This is a genomic window from Acutalibacter caecimuris (assembly GCF_034335085.1).
Classification (GTDB): Bacteria; Bacillota; Clostridia; order Oscillospirales; family Acutalibacteraceae; genus Acutalibacter; species Acutalibacter caecimuris.
In genome coordinates this window covers 1-16,658 of record NZ_JAWXXJ010000039.1, presented here as the reverse complement: position 1 = coordinate 16,658, position 16,658 = coordinate 1, and the positions used below count along the sequence as shown (strand labels likewise).

Below are 16,658 nucleotides of genomic sequence, written 5' to 3'. Positions count from 1 at the left end.
CTGAAACGTTGGAGAGGTATTGCCACTCGTTATGCCAAAACCTCGGATGCTTTTATCGCCGCGGTACACGTCCGTTGTATCGCTATTTGGGCTGCTATCCGTACTTAATTCGTGTAGACGCTATCTAAATCATTCAACCGCTTTGCGGCAGCTTTGTCAGGGAGTGTCCGTTTCGGAGAGCTTTTCGGGTTCCCCCCGCCCTACGGGCGGGGGGAACCCAGATGATTATCTCTGCGGTTGGGACACTCCCGTTTTGTCATTTGCACTTGACAGGGCTATTGATTTGTGTTATTATAGCACCGTTATATAACGCTGTTACGGAGGATTCGATGGACGAACGCAATACTTTGGAAAGAATTCACCAGACCGCCACCACTGAGTTCCTGGAAAAGGGCTTTCAGGGGGCCTCTCTACGGAATATCGTCAAGTCCGCCGGGGTGACCACTGGGGCTTTTTATGGCTACTACTCCAGCAAGGAGGCCCTGTTCGCCGCCCTGGTAGAGCCATGCGCGGCGGTCATGGGCCGGTTCATGACCACACAGACGGACTTCGCCCAGCTCCCCAAGGAGGAGCAGCCCGCTCATATGGGCAAGGAGTCTGCGGAATGTGTGGACTGGATGATCGACTATATGTACAGCCACTGGGAGGCGTTCAAGCTGCTGATCTGCTGTAGTGACGGCACCCCTTATGAGCAGTTTGTCCATAGTATGGTGGACATCGAGGTGGAGTACACTTTCCGGTATATCGACGTGCTACGGGACTTGGGGCATACCGTGCCCGAGCTTGACCGGGAACTGTGCCACATGGTTGCAAGCGGGATGTTCGAGGGAATATTTGAGGTCTTGCGGCATGATATGCCCAAAGAGCGGGCAAAGCGCTTCATTGGACAGCTTCGGGAATTCTATACCGCTGGATGGATGAAAATAATGGGCCAGAATAGTTAGCGAGCTAACTAGTGCCTGTTATTTTTGCCATATAGTTAGTTGAAACTAATCATTTAAGGAGGTATCTATGTGAAGAAAGAAAGCAACCTAAAAGAACTCATGCACTATGCGGGGCGGCACAGGTTTCTGACCTACCTATCCCTGATGCTGTCCGCTGTCAGCGCGGTGCTGGCCCTGTTCCCCTTTGTGTTCCTGTTCCAGATCATCAAAGAGGTCATTGCCGTGGCCCCCAACTTTACGCAGGCCACACACATCGTTCAAAACGGCTGGATGGCGGTGCTGTTCGCGTTGGCGTCCATTCTCATCTACATAACCGGACTGATGTGCTCCCATCTCTCGGCCTTCCGCATCGCCGGGAACATCCGCAAGGCGCTGATGGCCCACATTGCCCAGCTTCCCCTGGGATTCATCGGCGAGATGGGCAGCGGGAAGATACGCCGCATCGTCAACGACAGCAGCGCGGCCACCGAAACCTATCTGGCCCACCAGCTCCCGGATATGTCGGCGGCAATCACCACGCCCATCTGCATGGTACTCATGCTGTTCCTGTTCGACTGGCGGTTTGGCCTTGTCAGTCTCCTGCCCATCATTTTAGGCTTTGCCGCTATGTTCAAGATGGTGGGGCCGCAGATGGCAAAGGATATCAAGGAGTACCAAAACGCCCTTGCAGATATGAACAACGAGGCGGTGGAATATGTGCGGGGCGTCCCCGTGGTCAAGACCTTCGGGCAGACCGTCCACTCCTTTGCCCGTTTCAAAGGCACCATTGACAATTACTACAAATACTGCATCGCCTACTGCAAGAAGTGCCGCCCGCCCATGCTGATGTACACGGTGTTCATCAACAGCGCTTTTGCGTTTCTCATCGTACTGGCGCTGATTCTGACAGGCGGCGGCCCGGTAGCCCAGCCGATTCTGCTGAACTTCATCTTTTATGTGATTTTTACCCCTATCATTGCCACAGCTATGTCCAAGGTCATGTATATGAGCGAGAATGGCATGATCGTAGCCGATGCTCTGAGCCGTATTCACTCCGTTCTGGATGTGGAGCCGCTGCCCGAGCCCCACAGCGCTAAGGCCCCGGCAGACAATTCCGTTACGCTGGAAAATGTGACCTTCCGCTACAGCGGCAGCACAGAGGATGCCATAAAAAATATATCGCTCCAAGTTGAGGCTGGTGAAACTGTGGCTTTGGTGGGGCCGTCCGGCGGCGGCAAGACCACTGTGGCGGGGCTGATCTCCCGCTTTTGGGATGTAACTAGCGGGGCCATCCAGATCGGCGGCACCAATGTAAAGGACATTCCAAAAGATATTTTGATGGACACCGTGGCCTATGTGTTTCAAGACAGCAAATTGCTCAAAACTTCCATTCTGGAAAATGTGCGGCTGTCCAAGCCGGATGCCTCCCGTCAGGAGGTGGAGCGGGTACTCCATGAGGCTCAGTGTGACGACATCATTCAGAAGCTGCCTCAAGGCATTGATACAGTGATCGGAACCCGCGGCGTGTACCTCTCCGGGGGCGAACAGCAGCGCATCGCTATCGCCCGCGTTATGTTGAAAAACGCCCCCATCCTCATTCTGGACGAGGCCACCGCTTTTGCGGACCCGGAGAATGAGGCGCTGGTGCAGCGGGCCTTTGAGCGGCTCTCCAAGGGCAAGACCGTCATTATGATCGCTCACCGGCTGACAACAATCAAGAACGCCGACCGCATCTTTGTATTGCGGGAGGGCCAAGTGGAGGAAAACGGAACCCATGACTCTCTTGTTGCTAACGGTAGACTTTACGCCAAGATGTGGCAGGATTATCAAACCTCTGTGAGTTGGAAGGTAGGTGCTGCGAAATGATTGATAAGCTGATGAAACGCTTTGCCCTCTCCCGCGAGGGCGCAAAAGGGCTGGTGCAGGCCACAGCCGCCTGCACCGTAGCTGATTTGGTATTGATGTTACCGGTGGGGCTGCTCTATCTGCTGGTCAGCAATTTTTTGAACAGTGAACAGCCCAACTATGAGCTTTATGCCATTGGAATCGTGGCAGCGCTGGTCTTAATTTGGCTCTCCGAGTTCTGGAAGTACAACGCTACTTACTTCTCAACCTACCAGGAATCCGGAGCCTGCCGCATCCGGCTGGCGGAAAAGTTAAGGCGGCTGCCCCTGTCCTTCTTCGGCAAGAAAGACTTATCTGACCTGACAAACACCATCATGGGAGATGTGCAGGTGACGGAGCAGATGTTCTCCCACTATGTTCCCCAGTTTTATGGCTCGGTCATTTCTACTTGCCTTGTGGCAGTCAGTCTGTTGTTCTACGACTGGCAAATGGCCCTTGCGGCTTTGTGGGTACTGCCTATTGCGCTGGTGATTGTAGGTTTCTCTAAAAAAGCACAGAACTATTTTACCCGCAGGCAGACCGCCGCAAGCCTTGCTGTGGCAGAGGGTGTGCAGGAGTGTTTGGAAACCATCCGCGATTTGAAAAGCTGCAAGGCCGAGCAGGAATACCTCGACGGCCTGAATGAAAAGACCGACGCGCTGGAGGTAAGGCACATTAAAAGCGAACTGGGATCGGCTATGTTTGTTGTCCCGGCGCAGATGATTCTCAAGCTGGGCATCGCCTCGGTGGCGCTGGTAGGCAGTATGCGCCTGATGAGCGGGGAACTGTCCCTTGTGACCTTTTTCCTGTTCCTGCTGGTGGTTTCCCGTATCTATGAGCCGATGAACTTCTCTCTGCAAAATCTGGCTGCTATGAACTCCCTGCAAATCAATATTGACCGCATGAACGAAATCGACGAAACCCCCTCCCAGAGCGGCGAACCGGCCTTTTCGCCCCAGGGTTATGACATTACCTTTGACCATGTGGGCTTTGCCTACAACAGCGGCAAGACAGTGCTGAAAGACGTTTCCTTTACCGCCAGACAGGGCGAGGTAACGGCCCTGATCGGCCCCTCCGGGGGCGGCAAGTCCACCGCCGCAAAGTTGGCTGCGCGGTTCTGGGATATAGACCGGGGCCGAATCACAGTTGGCGGCGTAGATGTGGGCAAGGTTGACCCGGAACGACTCCTGACCGCCTACTCCATCGTGTTCCAGGATGTGACGCTGTTCAACAACACCGTCATGGAGAATATTCGTATTGGCCGGAAGGACGCCACAGACGCGGAGGCCATGCAGGCGGCGAAAGAGGCCATGTGCGATGAGTTTATCTCCAAGCTCCCACAGGGGTATCAGACCATGATTGGGGAGAACGGCTCCACCCTTTCTGGGGGCGAGCGGCAGCGCATCTCCATCGCCCGCGCCCTCTTGAAAGACGCGCCCATTATTCTGCTGGACGAGGCCACCGCATCTCTGGATGCAGAGAACGAAACGGAGATTCAGCAGGCCATTTCCCGGCTGGTGGAGAAAAAAACGGTGCTGATTATTGCCCACCGCATGAGGACGGTGGAGAACGCCAACAAGATCGTAGTGCTGTCCGGCGGCACAGTGGCTGAGATGGGAACCCCAGAGGAGCTGATGAAGAAGAACGGGGCTTTTGCCCGGATGGTCAAGCTGCAAACGGAGAGCCAGAATTGGTCGCTGGGATAAAACTCCCCTTGACAAATTTTCCTTCTCATAGTAAAATATAAGCGAGTTAGTGCACACTAATCGGTGTGCGCTTTCATCTAACGTGTGGTTAGCGTGTGCTAACAAATCTGTGAGAGGAAGATCGCTATGATGATCAACAAACGCCTGATCGGCACAGTCCCCGAGAGCCGAAAATACGTGACCGGGAACGTGGCCCTGCAATGGCTTTCTTTATTGGCAAACATGGCCATGATGACCGCCATAACCGCTTTTTTAGCCTGTTTGGCTTTGGGTAAAAGCGGGCGGCTCGGCCTGACAGCGGCGGTGGCGGCGGGAGCGCTTGTCCTCCGCTTCGCCTGCACAGTGGGGGCTTCCCGCATGGGCTATCTCTCGTCAAAAGCGGTCAAGCGTACCCTGCGGGAGCTGATCTACCGAAAGCTCCTTCGGCTGGGAGTGTGTTACCGCCAGAGCGCCAGCACCGCCGAGGTCGTCCAGGTGGCTGTGGAGGGGGTTGACCAGCTGGAGACCTATTTCGGCGCGTACCTGCCCCAATTCTTCTACGCCATGCTGGCCCCGCTGACCCTGTTCGCCTATCTGTGCACAGTAAACGTACCCTCGGCGGTGGTGCTGCTGGTGTGCGTGCCGCTGATTCCCATTGCCATCGCCGCCGTGCAGACCTGGGCCAAGAAGCTGCTCGCCAAATACTGGGGCCAGTATACAGCCCTGGGAGATACCTTTCTTGAGAACCTCCAGGGCCTGACCACCCTGAAAATCTACCAGTCCGATGGCTTCAAGCAGGAGGAGATGAACCGGGAGGCCGAGAGCTTCCGGCGGATCACTATGAAGGTGCTGACCATGCAGCTAAACTCCATTACCATCATGGACTTGATTGCCTACGGCGGCGCGGCCCTGGGGGTGGTCCTGTCCGTGACCCAGTACCGGGCCGGGCAGGTGGACTTGGCCGGGTGCCTGCTCATCATTCTTCTGTCCGCCGACTTTTTCATTCCCATGCGCCAGCTGGGCAGCTTTTTCCATATTGCCATGAACGGCATGGCCGCCAGCGAGAAGATTTTCCGCCTGCTGGACTTGCCTGAGCCGGAACGGGGTACTGCCCCCTTTCCAAAGGATTGCTCCATCACCTGCACCGGTCTGGGCTTTGCTTATGAGCCTGACCGCCCCATTCTTCATGGCATCGAGTTAGCTGTGCCTAAAGGCGGCTTTACCGCTATTGTGGGGGAATCTGGCTGCGGCAAGAGCACCGTCGCCGGACTTCTCATGGGCCGTAACCGTGACTATACCGGCTCCATCCAAATCGGCGGCGTGGAGTTGGTGGATATCGCCGAATCAAGCCGGATGGAAAACATCACCTACATCAGCCACCAGAGCTATCTGTTCAAGGGTACTGTGCGGGAGAACCTGCGAATGGGAAGACCCGATGCTGCGGACGAGGAGCTTTGGACGGCGCTAAAAAAGGTGAAGCTGGACGGGTTCCTCCGGCAGGAGAATAGCTTGGACACTCTCCTCACCGAGCAGGGCGCAAATCTCTCCGGGGGCCAGCGGCAGCGGCTGGCCCTGGCCCGGGCGCTGCTCCACGACAGTCCAGTGTACATCTTCGACGAGGCCACCTCCAACATCGATGTGGAGAGCGAGAATGACATCATGGAGGGGATACACCGGCTGGCCAGGGAAAAGACGGTCATTCTCATCTCCCACCGGCTGGCCAATGTGACCGGCGCGGACAACATTTATGTGGTGGAAAAGGGCCGCGTTGTTGAGCACGGTACACACTATGAGCTGCTGGAAAAGCGGGGCGCTTACGCCGCCCTGTGGGAGGCTCAGCAGTCCTTGGAAAACTATGGCAGGGAGGGGTCAAAATGAAACGGAGCGGGTTCAAAGTCATGCTGAGGCTGGTGGGGCTGGTGAGGCCTTTGGCCGGGTTCATGGTGCTGGCGATTGGGATGGGCCTGGCCGGACACCTGTGCGCGGCGTTTATCACCATCTTCGGCGGGTACGCGGCGCTGGATTTATTGCAGTTTGACACGCCCTTCAGCCTGACCGCCATTTTCATTTCCGTGGGCGTGTTCGCTCTGCTGCGGGGCGTACTGCGCTATGCCGAGCAGGCCAGCAATCACTTTATCGCCTTCAAGCTGCTGGCGCTCATAAGGGACAAAGTGTTCCGGGCCCTGCGCCGCCTGTGCCCCGCCAAGCTGGAGGGCCGGGACCGTGGCGATCTGATAGCAGTCATCACCTCGGACATTGAGCTGCTGGAGGTGTTCTATGCCCACACCATCTCCCCGGCGGCCATTGCCGGGCTGTTTACGGTGGTGATGTGCCTGTTCATCGGCAGCTGCCACTGGGCGCTGGGGCTGCTGGCCCTGGGGGCTTATGTCGTGGTGGGAGTAGCTGTGCCCATTCTAACCTCCCGGCTCAGCGGAGAGGATGGCATGGTGTTCCGCCGGGAGTCCGGGGAGCTGAGCGCCTTTGTGCTGGACAGTTTGCGGGGTCTGGACGAGACGATACAGTACGGCCAGGGGGAGGCCCGTCTCGCTGAGATGAACGCCCGCACCGATGCCCTCTCGGAGAGCGAGTCCAAAATGAAGTGTAATGCGGGGTACAGCATGGCCGTCACCAATACAGTGATTCTGCTGCTGGACTTAGCAATGCTTTTCACCTCGGTAGCGCTGTACAGCCGGGGGCAGGTGGACTTTACCGGGGTGCTCATTCCCACAGTGGCGCTCATGAGCAGCTTTGGCCCCTGCGTGGCCCTGGCCAACCTGGGCAGCACTTTGCAGAGTACCTTCGCCGCCGGAAACCGGGTGCTGGACATTCTGGAGGAGGCGCCTTTGGTAGAGGAGGTCAGCGGTCAGACCCAGGTAGAGTTCACCGGCGCGGCGGCTAAAAACCTCAGCTTTTCCTACGGCGGCGAACAAATCCTCAGCGGGCTGAGCCTGGATGTGCCAAAAAGGAAAGTGGTGGGCATCGTGGGCAAAAGCGGCAGTGGCAAGTCTACCTTCTTAAAGCTGCTCATGCGCTTCTGGCAGGCAGGGCCTGGGCAGGTGCAGGTTTCGGGCCGGGACGTGGGGCAGATCAACACCCAAAACCTCCGGGACATGGAGAGCTTCGTCACCCAGGAGACCCATCTGTTTCACGACAGCATCAAGAACAATCTCCGCGTTGCAAAGCTGGACGCCACAGATGAAGAAATCGTCGCCGCCTGCAAAAAGGCCGCTGTCCATGACTTCATCATGACCCTGCCCAAGGGCTATGACACTCCCGTGGGCGAGCTGGGCGGAACTCTATCCGGTGGGGAACGCCAGCGGCTGGGGCTGGCAAGGGCATTCCTTCACGACGCGCCGTTGATGCTGCTGGACGAACCCACCAGTAATCTGGACAGCCTGAACGAGGCGGTGATTTTGAAGTCCCTGGGCCAGGATCGGGGCGGCAAGACCGTGGTGCTGGTGTCTCACAGGCAGATTACCATGCGTATTGCGGACCGGGTGTACTTGGTGGAGAATGGGAGGCTGAGCTGATGGACACGAACACAAAGCGGGAGCGGGAAAAGGCGATGGTGGCCAAGATGATTGCCCTTTACTGCCGGAAAAACCACCACACCAAGGGGCTCTGCCCGGAGTGCGCGGCGCTGGCCGAATACGCCCGACAGCGCAGCGACCACTGCCCGTTCATGGAGACAAAGACCTTCTGCTCCAACTGCCGGGTACACTGCTACAAACCGGAGATGCGGGAGAAGATCCGGGCGGTGATGCGCTTTTCCGGGCCCAGGATGCTCCTTGTCTGCCCGGTGCAGGCGGTGCGGCACGTAATCGAGACCAGAAAAGAGAAACGGAGATTGGAGGAACAGGCATGAAAATCAAGAAAATCGGGTACATAGCGTTGGGCTGCATCGGCGTGGGGCTGGGTGCGGTGGGGGCGGTTCTGCCCCTGCTGCCCGCGTTCCCGTTTTTGCTGCTGGCGGCGTTCTGCTTTGCACGCAGCTCGGAACGCTTGGACAGGTGGTTCAAGGGTACGAAGCTCTATAAGGAGAACCTGGAGAGCTTTGTCCAGGGCAAGGGCATGACGAAAAAGACCAAGGTGCGCATTATGGTGACGGTGACCCTGCTCATGTCCATCGGCTTTGTGATGATGCACGCCGTGCCGGTGGGGCGCATTGTGCTGGGGGGCGTGTGGGTGTTCCATATCCTGTATTTTTGCTTTGGGGTCAAGACAATCCCGGCAGATGGCTGACGAGAGTATTTCAAACTGACAACAGCGCATAATGTACACAGTACCCAAACGTAAAACGGGAGGAAAACGCAGAAAAATGGTACGAAATGTTCTGGCAGAATTACTGCTCCCCTTTCTGGGCACTTCCCTGGGGGCGGGCTGTGTGTTCTTCATAAAAAGCGGGCTGAACCGGACCGTTCAGCGCTCCCTGACCGGCTTTGCCGCCGGGGTCATGGTGGCGGCATCCGTCTGGAGCCTGCTGGTGCCTGCCATGGAACAGGCGGCGGATATGGGCAGGCTGGCGTTCCTTCCGGCGGTGACAGGGTTCTGGCTGGGCATACTGTTCCTGCTGGTGCTGGACAGGGCGATACCCCATCTGCACCAGGGCGCGAGTCAGCCGGAGGGCCCTCATGCCCGGCTAAAGCGGACGACCATGCTGGTGCTGGCGGTCACCCTCCACAACATCCCGGAGGGGATGGCGGTGGGCGTGGTGCTGGCGGGATGGATATCCGGGAACAGCGGCATCACCGCCGCCGGTACGCTGGCCCTGTCCCTGGGCATCGCCCTGCAGAATTTCCCGGAGGGGGCCATCATCTCCATGCCGCTCCGGGCAGAGGGAACGGGGAAAGGGCGGGCTTTTCTGTACGGCGTTCTCTCCGGTGTGGTGGAACCTCTGGCGGCAATGCTGACTATTTTGGCGGCAGGGTTCATTCTGCCTGCGCTGCCCTATCTGCTCAGTTTCGCGGCGGGGGCCATGATCTATGTGGTGGTGGAGGAACTCATTCCCGAGGCGTCTCTTGGGGAGCACTCAAATTTGGGGACGCTGTTCTTTGCGGCTGGGTTTGCCGTTATGCTGGCACTGGAGGTGGCGCTGGGGTAGGTGGCAGGAATCATGAGATACACCTGTTGTAAACGGTTACTGTGGGATATCATCGCCCCAGCGTCCCTCCGCTGCTTATCGGAGCAGGGTTAGGATGCTCCTGCGCTGAAAAGGAAAGCCAAGACGATCTACCGTCAGATGGTGAAACGCATCCCCAGCATCGGCGGGCTGACCAGTAATTCCCTCCACACCTGCCTCGTGGCCGGGATGATCCGGCTGTCAATCTATTAAGCGGCGGAGGGCGGAGTGAGCGAGGGATGCTTTACTGGGTCATGCGCACCTTTCACATGGGTTTCATGCTCCACGTTGAATTTTCACACCCGAAGGTTAGTGAAGACTAACAAAAAGGAGGCCAACATGAAAAAGAGGGCCAGCGCCATTGATTTCACCACCGGCTCTATCTGGAAATCGCTTCTGCTGTATTTTCTGCCCGTCCTGGCAGGCGGGCTTTTCCAGCAGCTCTACGCCACGGTGGACGCTGTGATATTGGGGCAGTTCGCGGGAAAAGCGGGCCTTGCCGCCATAGATTCCATCTATAATCTGCTCAAACTGCCGGTCAATTTCTTCACCGGGTTGTCGGCGGGGGCAACCATCATTATCTCCCAGTGCTTCGGGGCCAAGGGAGAGGACTCCCTCTCAAAGGCCGTACACACGGCGGTGGCGTTCGCTATGGCAGGAGGACTGGTGCTGTCGGCGGTATGCGTGACGACAGCGCCTTTAGGCCTGCGCTTGATGAGCGTACCGAACAACGTGTATCCTCTGGCGCTGAGGTATGTGCAGATCTATTTTGCAGGGCTGGCCATATCCATGCTCTACAATATCTGCGCCGGGATTTTACGGGCAGTTGGGGATTCCCGGACACCGTTCTATATTTTGGCAGTCTCCGGCGCGGCGAATGCGGGCCTTGACCTGTTGTTCGTGGCGGCATGGGACATGAGCGCTCCCGGCGCGGCACTGGCCACAGTCCTGGCTCAGGGGTTGAGCACGGCACTGGCACTGATGGTATTGGTAAGGCAGCAGGCGGCTTACCGGCTGTCCCCCAGGCGGCTCCGTTTTGACAGAGCGGTGCTGGGGAAGATATTCACCATCGGCCTGCCTATGGCCTTACAGTCTGTATTGTACCCCATCTCCAACATGACTGTGCAGGCGGCGGTGAACCAGACCGGTACGGATAACATCGTGGCCTGGGCCCTGTGCGGCAAGCTGGATTTTCTCATATGGCTGGCGGCGGACTCCTTCGCGGCGGCGATCGCCACCTTTGTGGCGCAAAATTACGGCGCGGGCCAGGGGGAGCGTTGCAGAAAAGGAGTACGGATCGGTCTTGGTATGATCCTTGCCGTTATCATTTTTATCAGCGCTATCCTGTTTTTATGGAGCGAACCGCTGGGCCGTCTTATCCTCAACTCGGCGGACGCGCCCATTGCCGGCGTCACCGGCAGGCTTATGAGGCTGATGGCCCCGCTCTACTTTTTGTATGTGTTCGGCGAGGTCTTTGCCGGGGCGATCCGGGGCCAGGGCGAGAGTCTGCGGCCCATGGTGATCACTCTGCTTGGCACCTGCGCTACCCGTGTCCTGTGGATATGGCTTGTGCCGCACAATCACCAACTGCTGGCAATCTTGGCAGTCTACCCGGTTTCCTGGGCGGTCACATCACTGGCTTTTACAATCTATTATCATCTATTCCGCGACCATACCAAGGTACGCACCTAAAGGGAGGACAATTATGGTATTATACGCGTCCGGCGAGGACTATCTGGAGGCAATTTTGGTTTTGCAGCGTAAAATGGGCGCGGTGCGCTCAGTTGATCTGGCCCGACACATGAATTTTAGCAAACCCAGCATTAGCAACGCGGTAGGGCTGCTGAAAAAGGGCGGGTTCTTGGAGGTTGACGGAAACGGTTCCCTGCTCTTGACCGGCCTGGGCCGGGAGGTGGCAGAGCAGATTTATGAGCGGCACCAGTTTTTCACCCGCCAGCTTATCGCCGCCGGGGTGGATGAGAAGCTGGCTGAGGAGGATGCCTGCAAGATCGAGCACGCCATCAGCGAGGAGAGCTTTCGAAAGTGGAAGGCGGAGTTGGAGGGATAAAAAGAGACTGTACAAGCAAGTCGTTTTCGCTTGTACAGTCTTATCTTCTTTTGGAACCTTATCCGGCCCGCACCAGGGCAGTATTCATATGGTACCTGCCTTTTGGCACAACATAAGGCGTGCAGGAGACAGGATCTTCCATTACCACGCAGTCCAGCCCGTAGACTTCTTTTATTAACTCCGGGGTGAGAATATCCGCAGGCTCCCCCTGGGCCAGCAACTTCCCCTTGCGCATGGCAAAAAGCCAGTCGGCGTAGCGGGCAGAGAGATTGATATCGTGGAGTACCATGACGATTGTGGTACCCTTACTTTGATTCAGTTCGGCAAGGCTGTCGAGAATTTCCACCTGATAGGCGATGTCCAGATAGGTGGTGGGTTCGTCCAGCAGCAGGATGTCTGTCTGCTGGGCCAGCGCCAGGGCGATCCATACCCGCTGGCGCTGGCCCCCGGAAAGCTCATCTACGCTGCGGTCGCACAATTCCGTAATACCCATGATCTCCAGGGCATCCTGTACGGCCCGCATATCCTCCTTTGTAGCGTTTTGTAAAAGCTTTCGGTATGGGAACCGCCCTCTTGCCACCAAGTCCGCAACCTTTATGCCCTCCGGTACCACCGGGGACTGGGGCAGCAGGCCCAAAATCTGTGCCAATTTTTTCGGTTGATAGCTGCCAATGGGCCGTCTGTCCAGGGTGACCACTCCAGACATGGGTCGCAAAAGCCGGGCAAAGGACTTCAGCAGAGTGGATTTCCCGCATCCGTTGGCCCCGATGATAATGCTGATTTTTCCATCCGGTATGACCGCTTCCATGCTATCCACAATCACCCGTCCATCATAGCCGAGATGAAGGTTTTCAGCCGATAATATGTGCTGTTCCATCGCTAATTTCCTCCTTTTTTGTTCATGCGCAGCAGTAAAAACAGCAGATAGGGCGCGCCGAGTATGCCGGTTATCACGCCTACCGGATAGCGGGCGGGGAAGGCATATTGTCCGCAGAGGTCGGCGGCAAGCACCAGCACCGTGCCCACAAGCGCGGAAGAAACCATGTTGCCCTTCCCTCCGCCGGTAAGGCGGTCAGCAATAGGCCCAGATAAGAATGCCACTGAGGCGATGGGCCCTGTGGAAGCTGTGGCAAAGGCTGTCAGGCACAGGGCGCACAGGATGAGCAGCAGGCGTGTCCGGCTGGGATGTGCGCCCAGGGTTTGGGCGTATTCCTCGCCCATCTGCATCACGGAGAGGTGCTGGTTCAGCAGCAAGATCCCGCCGCCAGCAATGGCCAGCACCCCGATGAGCAGGGGCGCATTTTCCATCTTGACCCCGTTCAGGCTCCCGCTGAGCCACCGCATAGCGCTGGGCACATCGTACTCCGAGGCTTTCAGCAGGGTCCAGGAGATGACCGCGTTGAGGAACGCCTGCATCCCGATGCCCACTAAAATCAACCGTCCGTTGGAGAAGCCCGCGCCCTGGGAAAAGAACCATATGGCCCCTGCCACCACGATGCCAGAAACTACGGCGGAAGCGGACACCAGCGCACCGCTCCAGCCCAACACCAAAATGGCGAACACCGCCGCCACGCTGGCCCCGGAGGTTACGCCGATAATATCCGGGCTGGCCAGGGGATTGCGCAGCAGCTTCTGGAAGGTGTTGCCTGCCATGCCAAAGCACAGCCCGGCCAGCAGTCCCGTAAGCACCCGGGGCAGGCGCAGGGTCTTGATGGTGAAGGTCGCACCCTTGATCGATTCACCGCTCAGGACGCGGAAGATGGTCTGGGGGCTGTAGAAGGTTTGACCGAAAACCATGCCAAAGCAAACCAGCCCGGCCGCCAGCACGGCCAGCACCGCGCAAACCGCGATATATCGCCTGTGTCTTTTATGAAAGCCCAAAAGGACAGGATTCTGCTGATTATTCATAGGGCACGCACCTTGACCTTTCTCACAATGAAGATGAACACCGGCGCGCCCAGCAGGGCCGTAATAATGCCTACTTCAACCTCTCCGGCGCCACCCAGCACACGGCCCAGCACATCGGCGGCCAGCAGCAGGCATCCGCCGCCCAAGGCTGACATAGGCATTACCCAGCGCATATCCGGCCCAAGGAGCAGCCGCATAAAGTGGGGCACCATCAGCCCAACAAAGCCGATCGGCCCTGCCAGCGCCGTGACAGACGCACACAACAGCACACCGGTCAAAGCGCTTGTACCCCGCACCAGAGCCACATTCAGGCCCAGGCCTGTGGCGACCTCGTCCCCCAGGGCCAGGGTGTTCAGTGCCGGGGCCAGTAGCAGGCTGGCTATGAACCCCACGGCCAGGTAGGGCCACTGGGCGGCAATGTCTTCCCAAGTCACCCCGCCAATGCTGCCCGTTTGCCAGAAACGGAAGCGATCCATCACCTGGGTGTCAGGCAGCATTATCGTATTCACCAGGGACTGAAGTGCCGTGCTTGCCGCCGCCCCGGCTAAGGCAAGTTTAATGGGCGTAGCCCCGCCATGGCCTAAGGATGCCAGCCCGTAGACAGCAACGGCGGTCAGCGCGGCCCCGGCAAAGGCCAACCAGATGTATTGACTGTTGCTGCTGATGTGGAAAAACGCCATGCCGCTGACCACAAATAGAGAGGCCCCGGTGTTAATACCTAAAATACTGGGGTCAGCAATAGGGTTGCGGGTAAGGGCCTGCATCAGTGCGCCGGAGATGCCCAGGGCCGCCCCGGCGATCACCCCGAAAAGTGTGCGGGGGATGCGGGCCTGTACCACGCTGACCTCAAACTCCGGGCCGCTGCCCAGCCCCAACGCCGCAAATATACTGTGGAGGCTGACGGGTTTGGCTCCATATGATACGGAGGCCACAGCGCACAGAATCAGGAAAACCAGCAGGGACAGCAGGCATAATGTGCGCCTCCTGATCATTTCACTGCCTCAGCTGCATCGTTCAGCAGTTTCAGATAGGTATCGATATTGTAGGGGATGGACAACACACTGGGAGAGGCCCCGCCCGCAAGAGCGGAGGTGTCGTCAATAAAGGCCACCGCGCCGTTTTTGATTGCGGGGATCTGGTTCATTAAGGCGTCGGCCTGGATCGTTTCCAGGTTGGCGGCATTGCCGTAGACTACGATCATTTCCACATCGCTGAGCTGGTCTGCGTTTTCTCGACTGACATTTATGTAGAAATCGCTGGTAGTTTGGGCTAACTCACGGATGCTGTCCGGCAGTTCCAAGCCGAAATCGTTCAAGTAGTCGGCCCGGGAATCACCGGGAAGGTAGATAGAGAAGGTGCTCAGGTCATCAGGACTGATCCAGCAGAAGATGGCTTTTTTACCCGCCAGGGCCGGATATTCGGCCGCTTTCTCCGCAATCAGCTTTTCCGTGTCCTCTACCAGCTTTTTCCCTTCTTCTTCCATGCCAATGGCCTTGGAGGCAATGAGGGCAGAATCACGCCAACTGACTTGCCAAGGTTTTTCCGGGTAGGCCACAGTGGGGGCAATCTCGCTTAAGGTGTCATATTCCTCTTGGGTCATGCCTGAGTTCACAGCTAAGATCAAATCAGGCTCGGCATCGCTGATGGCCTCAAAATCAAAGCCGTCTGTGTCGTTGAAAACATGGGGGCTGTCTACGCCCAGGGACTGGAAAGCCTCGTCTGTCCAAGGATGGATTTTGTGCTCGGTTACAAGACCGTAGTTAGCTTCTGACACACCTACCGGGGTCACGCCCAGGGCCAGCGGCGCGGCGGAGTTTTCCCATGCGATGCTGACAACACGCTGAGGCTTGGACTCAATCACGGTCTCGCCATAGATGTGTGAAACCGTGATGGGGTATGCGACGCTTTCGGACTGCCCCTCGGAAGAAACTGTAGAGGCTGGCTCACTGGAGTTTGTTTCTGGAGTGGAGCTGCATCCAGTGAGGATGGCGGAGCAGAGAATCAGTACGGTCAGAAGAATGGGGATAAGTTTTCTCATGGTGGACATCTCCTTTAGATATAATTTGATTAGCAGAAACTAACCTCACGATGCAATCCGCATTGACCCTCTATTAACACCTAACATCAAGTTAGCTGCGACTAATCTAAGCGAAATTATATCATCAAATGTAGGTATTGTCAATGCAGGCCTCAATGAATTTGAAACTTTGTAGAAACACGATAGATGGCACGGTAAACCATACTTTGATTTGTAGGTTTTGAACATCGGACATTCTGGGCTTGCAAAACGCACCCATCAAAGGCGGAACCGGCCTGCCGCGTGAACGGCTTCAAGGCCGGCTCCATCTATATTTACTCCCTTATTTCCCTGCTAAGACCAGTGCTCCGCCCAGCGCTTTGCACTGGGCCAGGGCGTCTTCGTCTGGCGCTTCGTTGCAGATGACCGGCTCGCAGGCCAATATAGCGCCGTTAGATTTGCAGGTATCGGTCCAGGTGCGCATCCACTCCCCATCCCCCCAGCCGTAGGAGCCGAACAGGGCGATGGGTTTGTCCTTCAGCTCCGGCTCACAGGCGGCGAACATGGGCGCGAACTCGCTCTCTTCCAACTCCTCTGAACCCATGGATAGACAGCCGAAAGCGATGGCGTTAAAGGCGCCTGCCATGTCAACGTCAAATTTCCCAGCAGTGAACAGTGCGGCCTCGCCGCCCTGGGCCTGCACGCCCTCAGCAACGGCCTGGGCCATGGCCTCAGTGTTGCCGGTGCCGCTCCAATAAACTAAGATGACTTTCACTGTAGTACCTTCCCTGTTCGCTTTGATTGGCGAGGACCTCAAGGGGTATACCCATATATGATCAACCGACCCAAGGCTGACCCATTATTACCTCAGAATATATTATTTACAAAATAGATTGACTCGCTCGAAATCTTGCAACTCCCAACCGTTCCTTTTTCCGCATGATAATGCTCTCAGGAATAGCGGGCAGCCACTTCCTGCTGAACATGGTACTGCCAAAATATGCGTCAAAGTTTGTGACCGGCAGCACGACCCATTCAGAATCCTCCGGCTTAT

15 protein-coding genes and 1 pseudogene are annotated in these 16,658 nt (G+C 57.0%); 11 read left to right on the top strand and 5 right to left on the bottom strand.

The window, feature by feature from the left end:
• The 11 genes and pseudogenes from U8U01_RS15680 to U8U01_RS15630 form a co-directional block, all read left to right on the top strand.
• Positions 1-108 (top strand): annotated as a pseudogene (locus tag U8U01_RS15680) (IS5/IS1182 family transposase); the annotation flags it as partial.
• 221 nt (positions 109-329) lie between these two features.
• Positions 330-944 (top strand): TetR/AcrR family transcriptional regulator, encoded by a 615-nt coding sequence (locus U8U01_RS15675; RefSeq protein WP_322176251.1) that lies wholly within the window; start codon positions 330-332, stop codon positions 942-944.
• A 69-nt stretch (positions 945-1,013) separates the two neighbouring features.
• Complete coding sequence (locus U8U01_RS15670) at positions 1,014-2,789, top strand: ABC transporter ATP-binding protein (protein ID WP_322176248.1); 1,776 nt, start codon at positions 1,014-1,016, stop codon at positions 2,787-2,789.
• Entirely contained in the window at positions 2,786-4,513 is a 1,728-nt protein-coding gene (locus tag U8U01_RS15665) for an ABC transporter ATP-binding protein (protein WP_322176245.1), read from the top strand. Before U8U01_RS15670 ends, U8U01_RS15665 begins: the two co-directional genes overlap by 4 nt.
• A gap of 129 nt (positions 4,514-4,642) precedes the next feature.
• Entirely contained in the window at positions 4,643-6,370 is a 1,728-nt protein-coding gene (locus U8U01_RS15660) for an ABC transporter ATP-binding protein/permease (protein WP_367575634.1), read from the top strand.
• Complete coding sequence (locus U8U01_RS15655; RefSeq protein WP_322176239.1) at positions 6,367-8,022, top strand: amino acid ABC transporter ATP-binding/permease protein; 1,656 nt, start codon at positions 6,367-6,369, stop codon at positions 8,020-8,022. Before U8U01_RS15660 ends, U8U01_RS15655 begins: the two co-directional genes overlap by 4 nt.
• The gene (locus tag U8U01_RS15650) at positions 8,022-8,357 is read left to right on the top strand and encodes a nitrous oxide-stimulated promoter family protein (protein WP_120428431.1); all 336 of its coding nucleotides are present in this window, start codon (positions 8,022-8,024) and stop codon (positions 8,355-8,357) included. Before U8U01_RS15655 ends, U8U01_RS15650 begins: the two co-directional genes overlap by 1 nt.
• Complete coding sequence (locus U8U01_RS15645) at positions 8,354-8,734, top strand: YbaN family protein (protein WP_322176236.1); 381 nt, start codon at positions 8,354-8,356, stop codon at positions 8,732-8,734. Before U8U01_RS15650 ends, U8U01_RS15645 begins: the two co-directional genes overlap by 4 nt.
• A 76-nt stretch (positions 8,735-8,810) precedes the next feature.
• Positions 8,811-9,593, top strand: coding sequence for a ZIP family metal transporter (locus U8U01_RS15640; protein WP_322176233.1), 783 nt, complete (start codon positions 8,811-8,813; stop codon positions 9,591-9,593).
• Between the two features lie 357 nt (positions 9,594-9,950).
• The gene (locus U8U01_RS15635; protein ID WP_322176230.1) at positions 9,951-11,303 is read left to right on the top strand and encodes an MATE family efflux transporter; all 1,353 of its coding nucleotides are present in this window, start codon (positions 9,951-9,953) and stop codon (positions 11,301-11,303) included.
• Between the two features lie 13 nt (positions 11,304-11,316).
• Entirely contained in the window at positions 11,317-11,679 is a 363-nt protein-coding gene (locus tag U8U01_RS15630; protein ID WP_066538272.1) for a metal-dependent transcriptional regulator, read from the top strand.
• 58 nt (positions 11,680-11,737) lie between these two features.
• Here the strand turns inward: U8U01_RS15630 and U8U01_RS15625 are convergent, their stop codons facing one another.
• From U8U01_RS15625 to U8U01_RS15605, 5 genes are all read right to left on the bottom strand, one after another.
• Positions 11,738-12,556 (bottom strand): ABC transporter ATP-binding protein, encoded by an 819-nt coding sequence (locus tag U8U01_RS15625; protein WP_322176226.1) that lies wholly within the window; start codon positions 12,554-12,556, stop codon positions 11,738-11,740.
• Between the two features lie 2 nt (positions 12,557-12,558).
• Positions 12,559-13,587, bottom strand: a complete 1,029-nt coding sequence (locus tag U8U01_RS15620) for a FecCD family ABC transporter permease (RefSeq protein ID WP_322176224.1) — start codon at positions 13,585-13,587, stop codon at positions 12,559-12,561.
• Entirely contained in the window at positions 13,584-14,579 is a 996-nt protein-coding gene (locus tag U8U01_RS15615) for a FecCD family ABC transporter permease (RefSeq protein WP_322176222.1), read from the bottom strand. Before U8U01_RS15615 ends, U8U01_RS15620 begins: the two co-directional genes overlap by 4 nt.
• Positions 14,576-15,625 carry an iron-siderophore ABC transporter substrate-binding protein gene (locus tag U8U01_RS15610; protein ID WP_300685015.1) on the bottom strand — a complete coding sequence of 350 codons (1,050 nt, stop codon included), beginning with the start codon at positions 15,623-15,625 and terminating at the stop codon, positions 14,576-14,578. Before U8U01_RS15610 ends, U8U01_RS15615 begins: the two co-directional genes overlap by 4 nt.
• 322 nt (positions 15,626-15,947) lie before the next feature.
• Positions 15,948-16,379, bottom strand: a complete 432-nt coding sequence (locus U8U01_RS15605; RefSeq protein WP_290463270.1) for a flavodoxin — start codon at positions 16,377-16,379, stop codon at positions 15,948-15,950.
• Positions 16,380-16,658: the final 279 nt, after the last annotated feature.

Coding starts and splice junctions, on each gene's coding strand:
- U8U01_RS15675 (WP_322176251.1), top strand. CDS start 330: ATGGACGAACGCAATACTTTGGAAAGAATTCACCAGACCGCCACCACT.
- U8U01_RS15665 (WP_322176245.1), top strand. CDS start 2,786: ATGATTGATAAGCTGATGAAACGCTTTGCCCTCTCCCGCGAGGGCGCA.
- U8U01_RS15660 (WP_367575634.1), top strand. CDS start 4,643: ATGATCAACAAACGCCTGATCGGCACAGTCCCCGAGAGCCGAAAATAC.
- U8U01_RS15655 (WP_322176239.1), top strand. CDS start 6,367: ATGAAACGGAGCGGGTTCAAAGTCATGCTGAGGCTGGTGGGGCTGGTG.
- U8U01_RS15650 (WP_120428431.1), top strand. CDS start 8,022: ATGGACACGAACACAAAGCGGGAGCGGGAAAAGGCGATGGTGGCCAAG.
- U8U01_RS15645 (WP_322176236.1), top strand. CDS start 8,354: ATGAAAATCAAGAAAATCGGGTACATAGCGTTGGGCTGCATCGGCGTG.
- U8U01_RS15640 (WP_322176233.1), top strand. CDS start 8,811: ATGGTACGAAATGTTCTGGCAGAATTACTGCTCCCCTTTCTGGGCACT.
- U8U01_RS15635 (WP_322176230.1), top strand. CDS start 9,951: ATGAAAAAGAGGGCCAGCGCCATTGATTTCACCACCGGCTCTATCTGG.
- U8U01_RS15630 (WP_066538272.1), top strand. CDS start 11,317: ATGGTATTATACGCGTCCGGCGAGGACTATCTGGAGGCAATTTTGGTT.
- U8U01_RS15625 (WP_322176226.1), bottom strand. CDS start 12,556: ATGGAACAGCACATATTATCGGCTGAAAACCTTCATCTCGGCTATGAT.
- U8U01_RS15620 (WP_322176224.1), bottom strand. CDS start 13,587: ATGAATAATCAGCAGAATCCTGTCCTTTTGGGCTTTCATAAAAGACAC.
- U8U01_RS15615 (WP_322176222.1), bottom strand. CDS start 14,579: ATGATCAGGAGGCGCACATTATGCCTGCTGTCCCTGCTGGTTTTCCTG.
- U8U01_RS15610 (WP_300685015.1), bottom strand. CDS start 15,625: ATGAGAAAACTTATCCCCATTCTTCTGACCGTACTGATTCTCTGCTCC.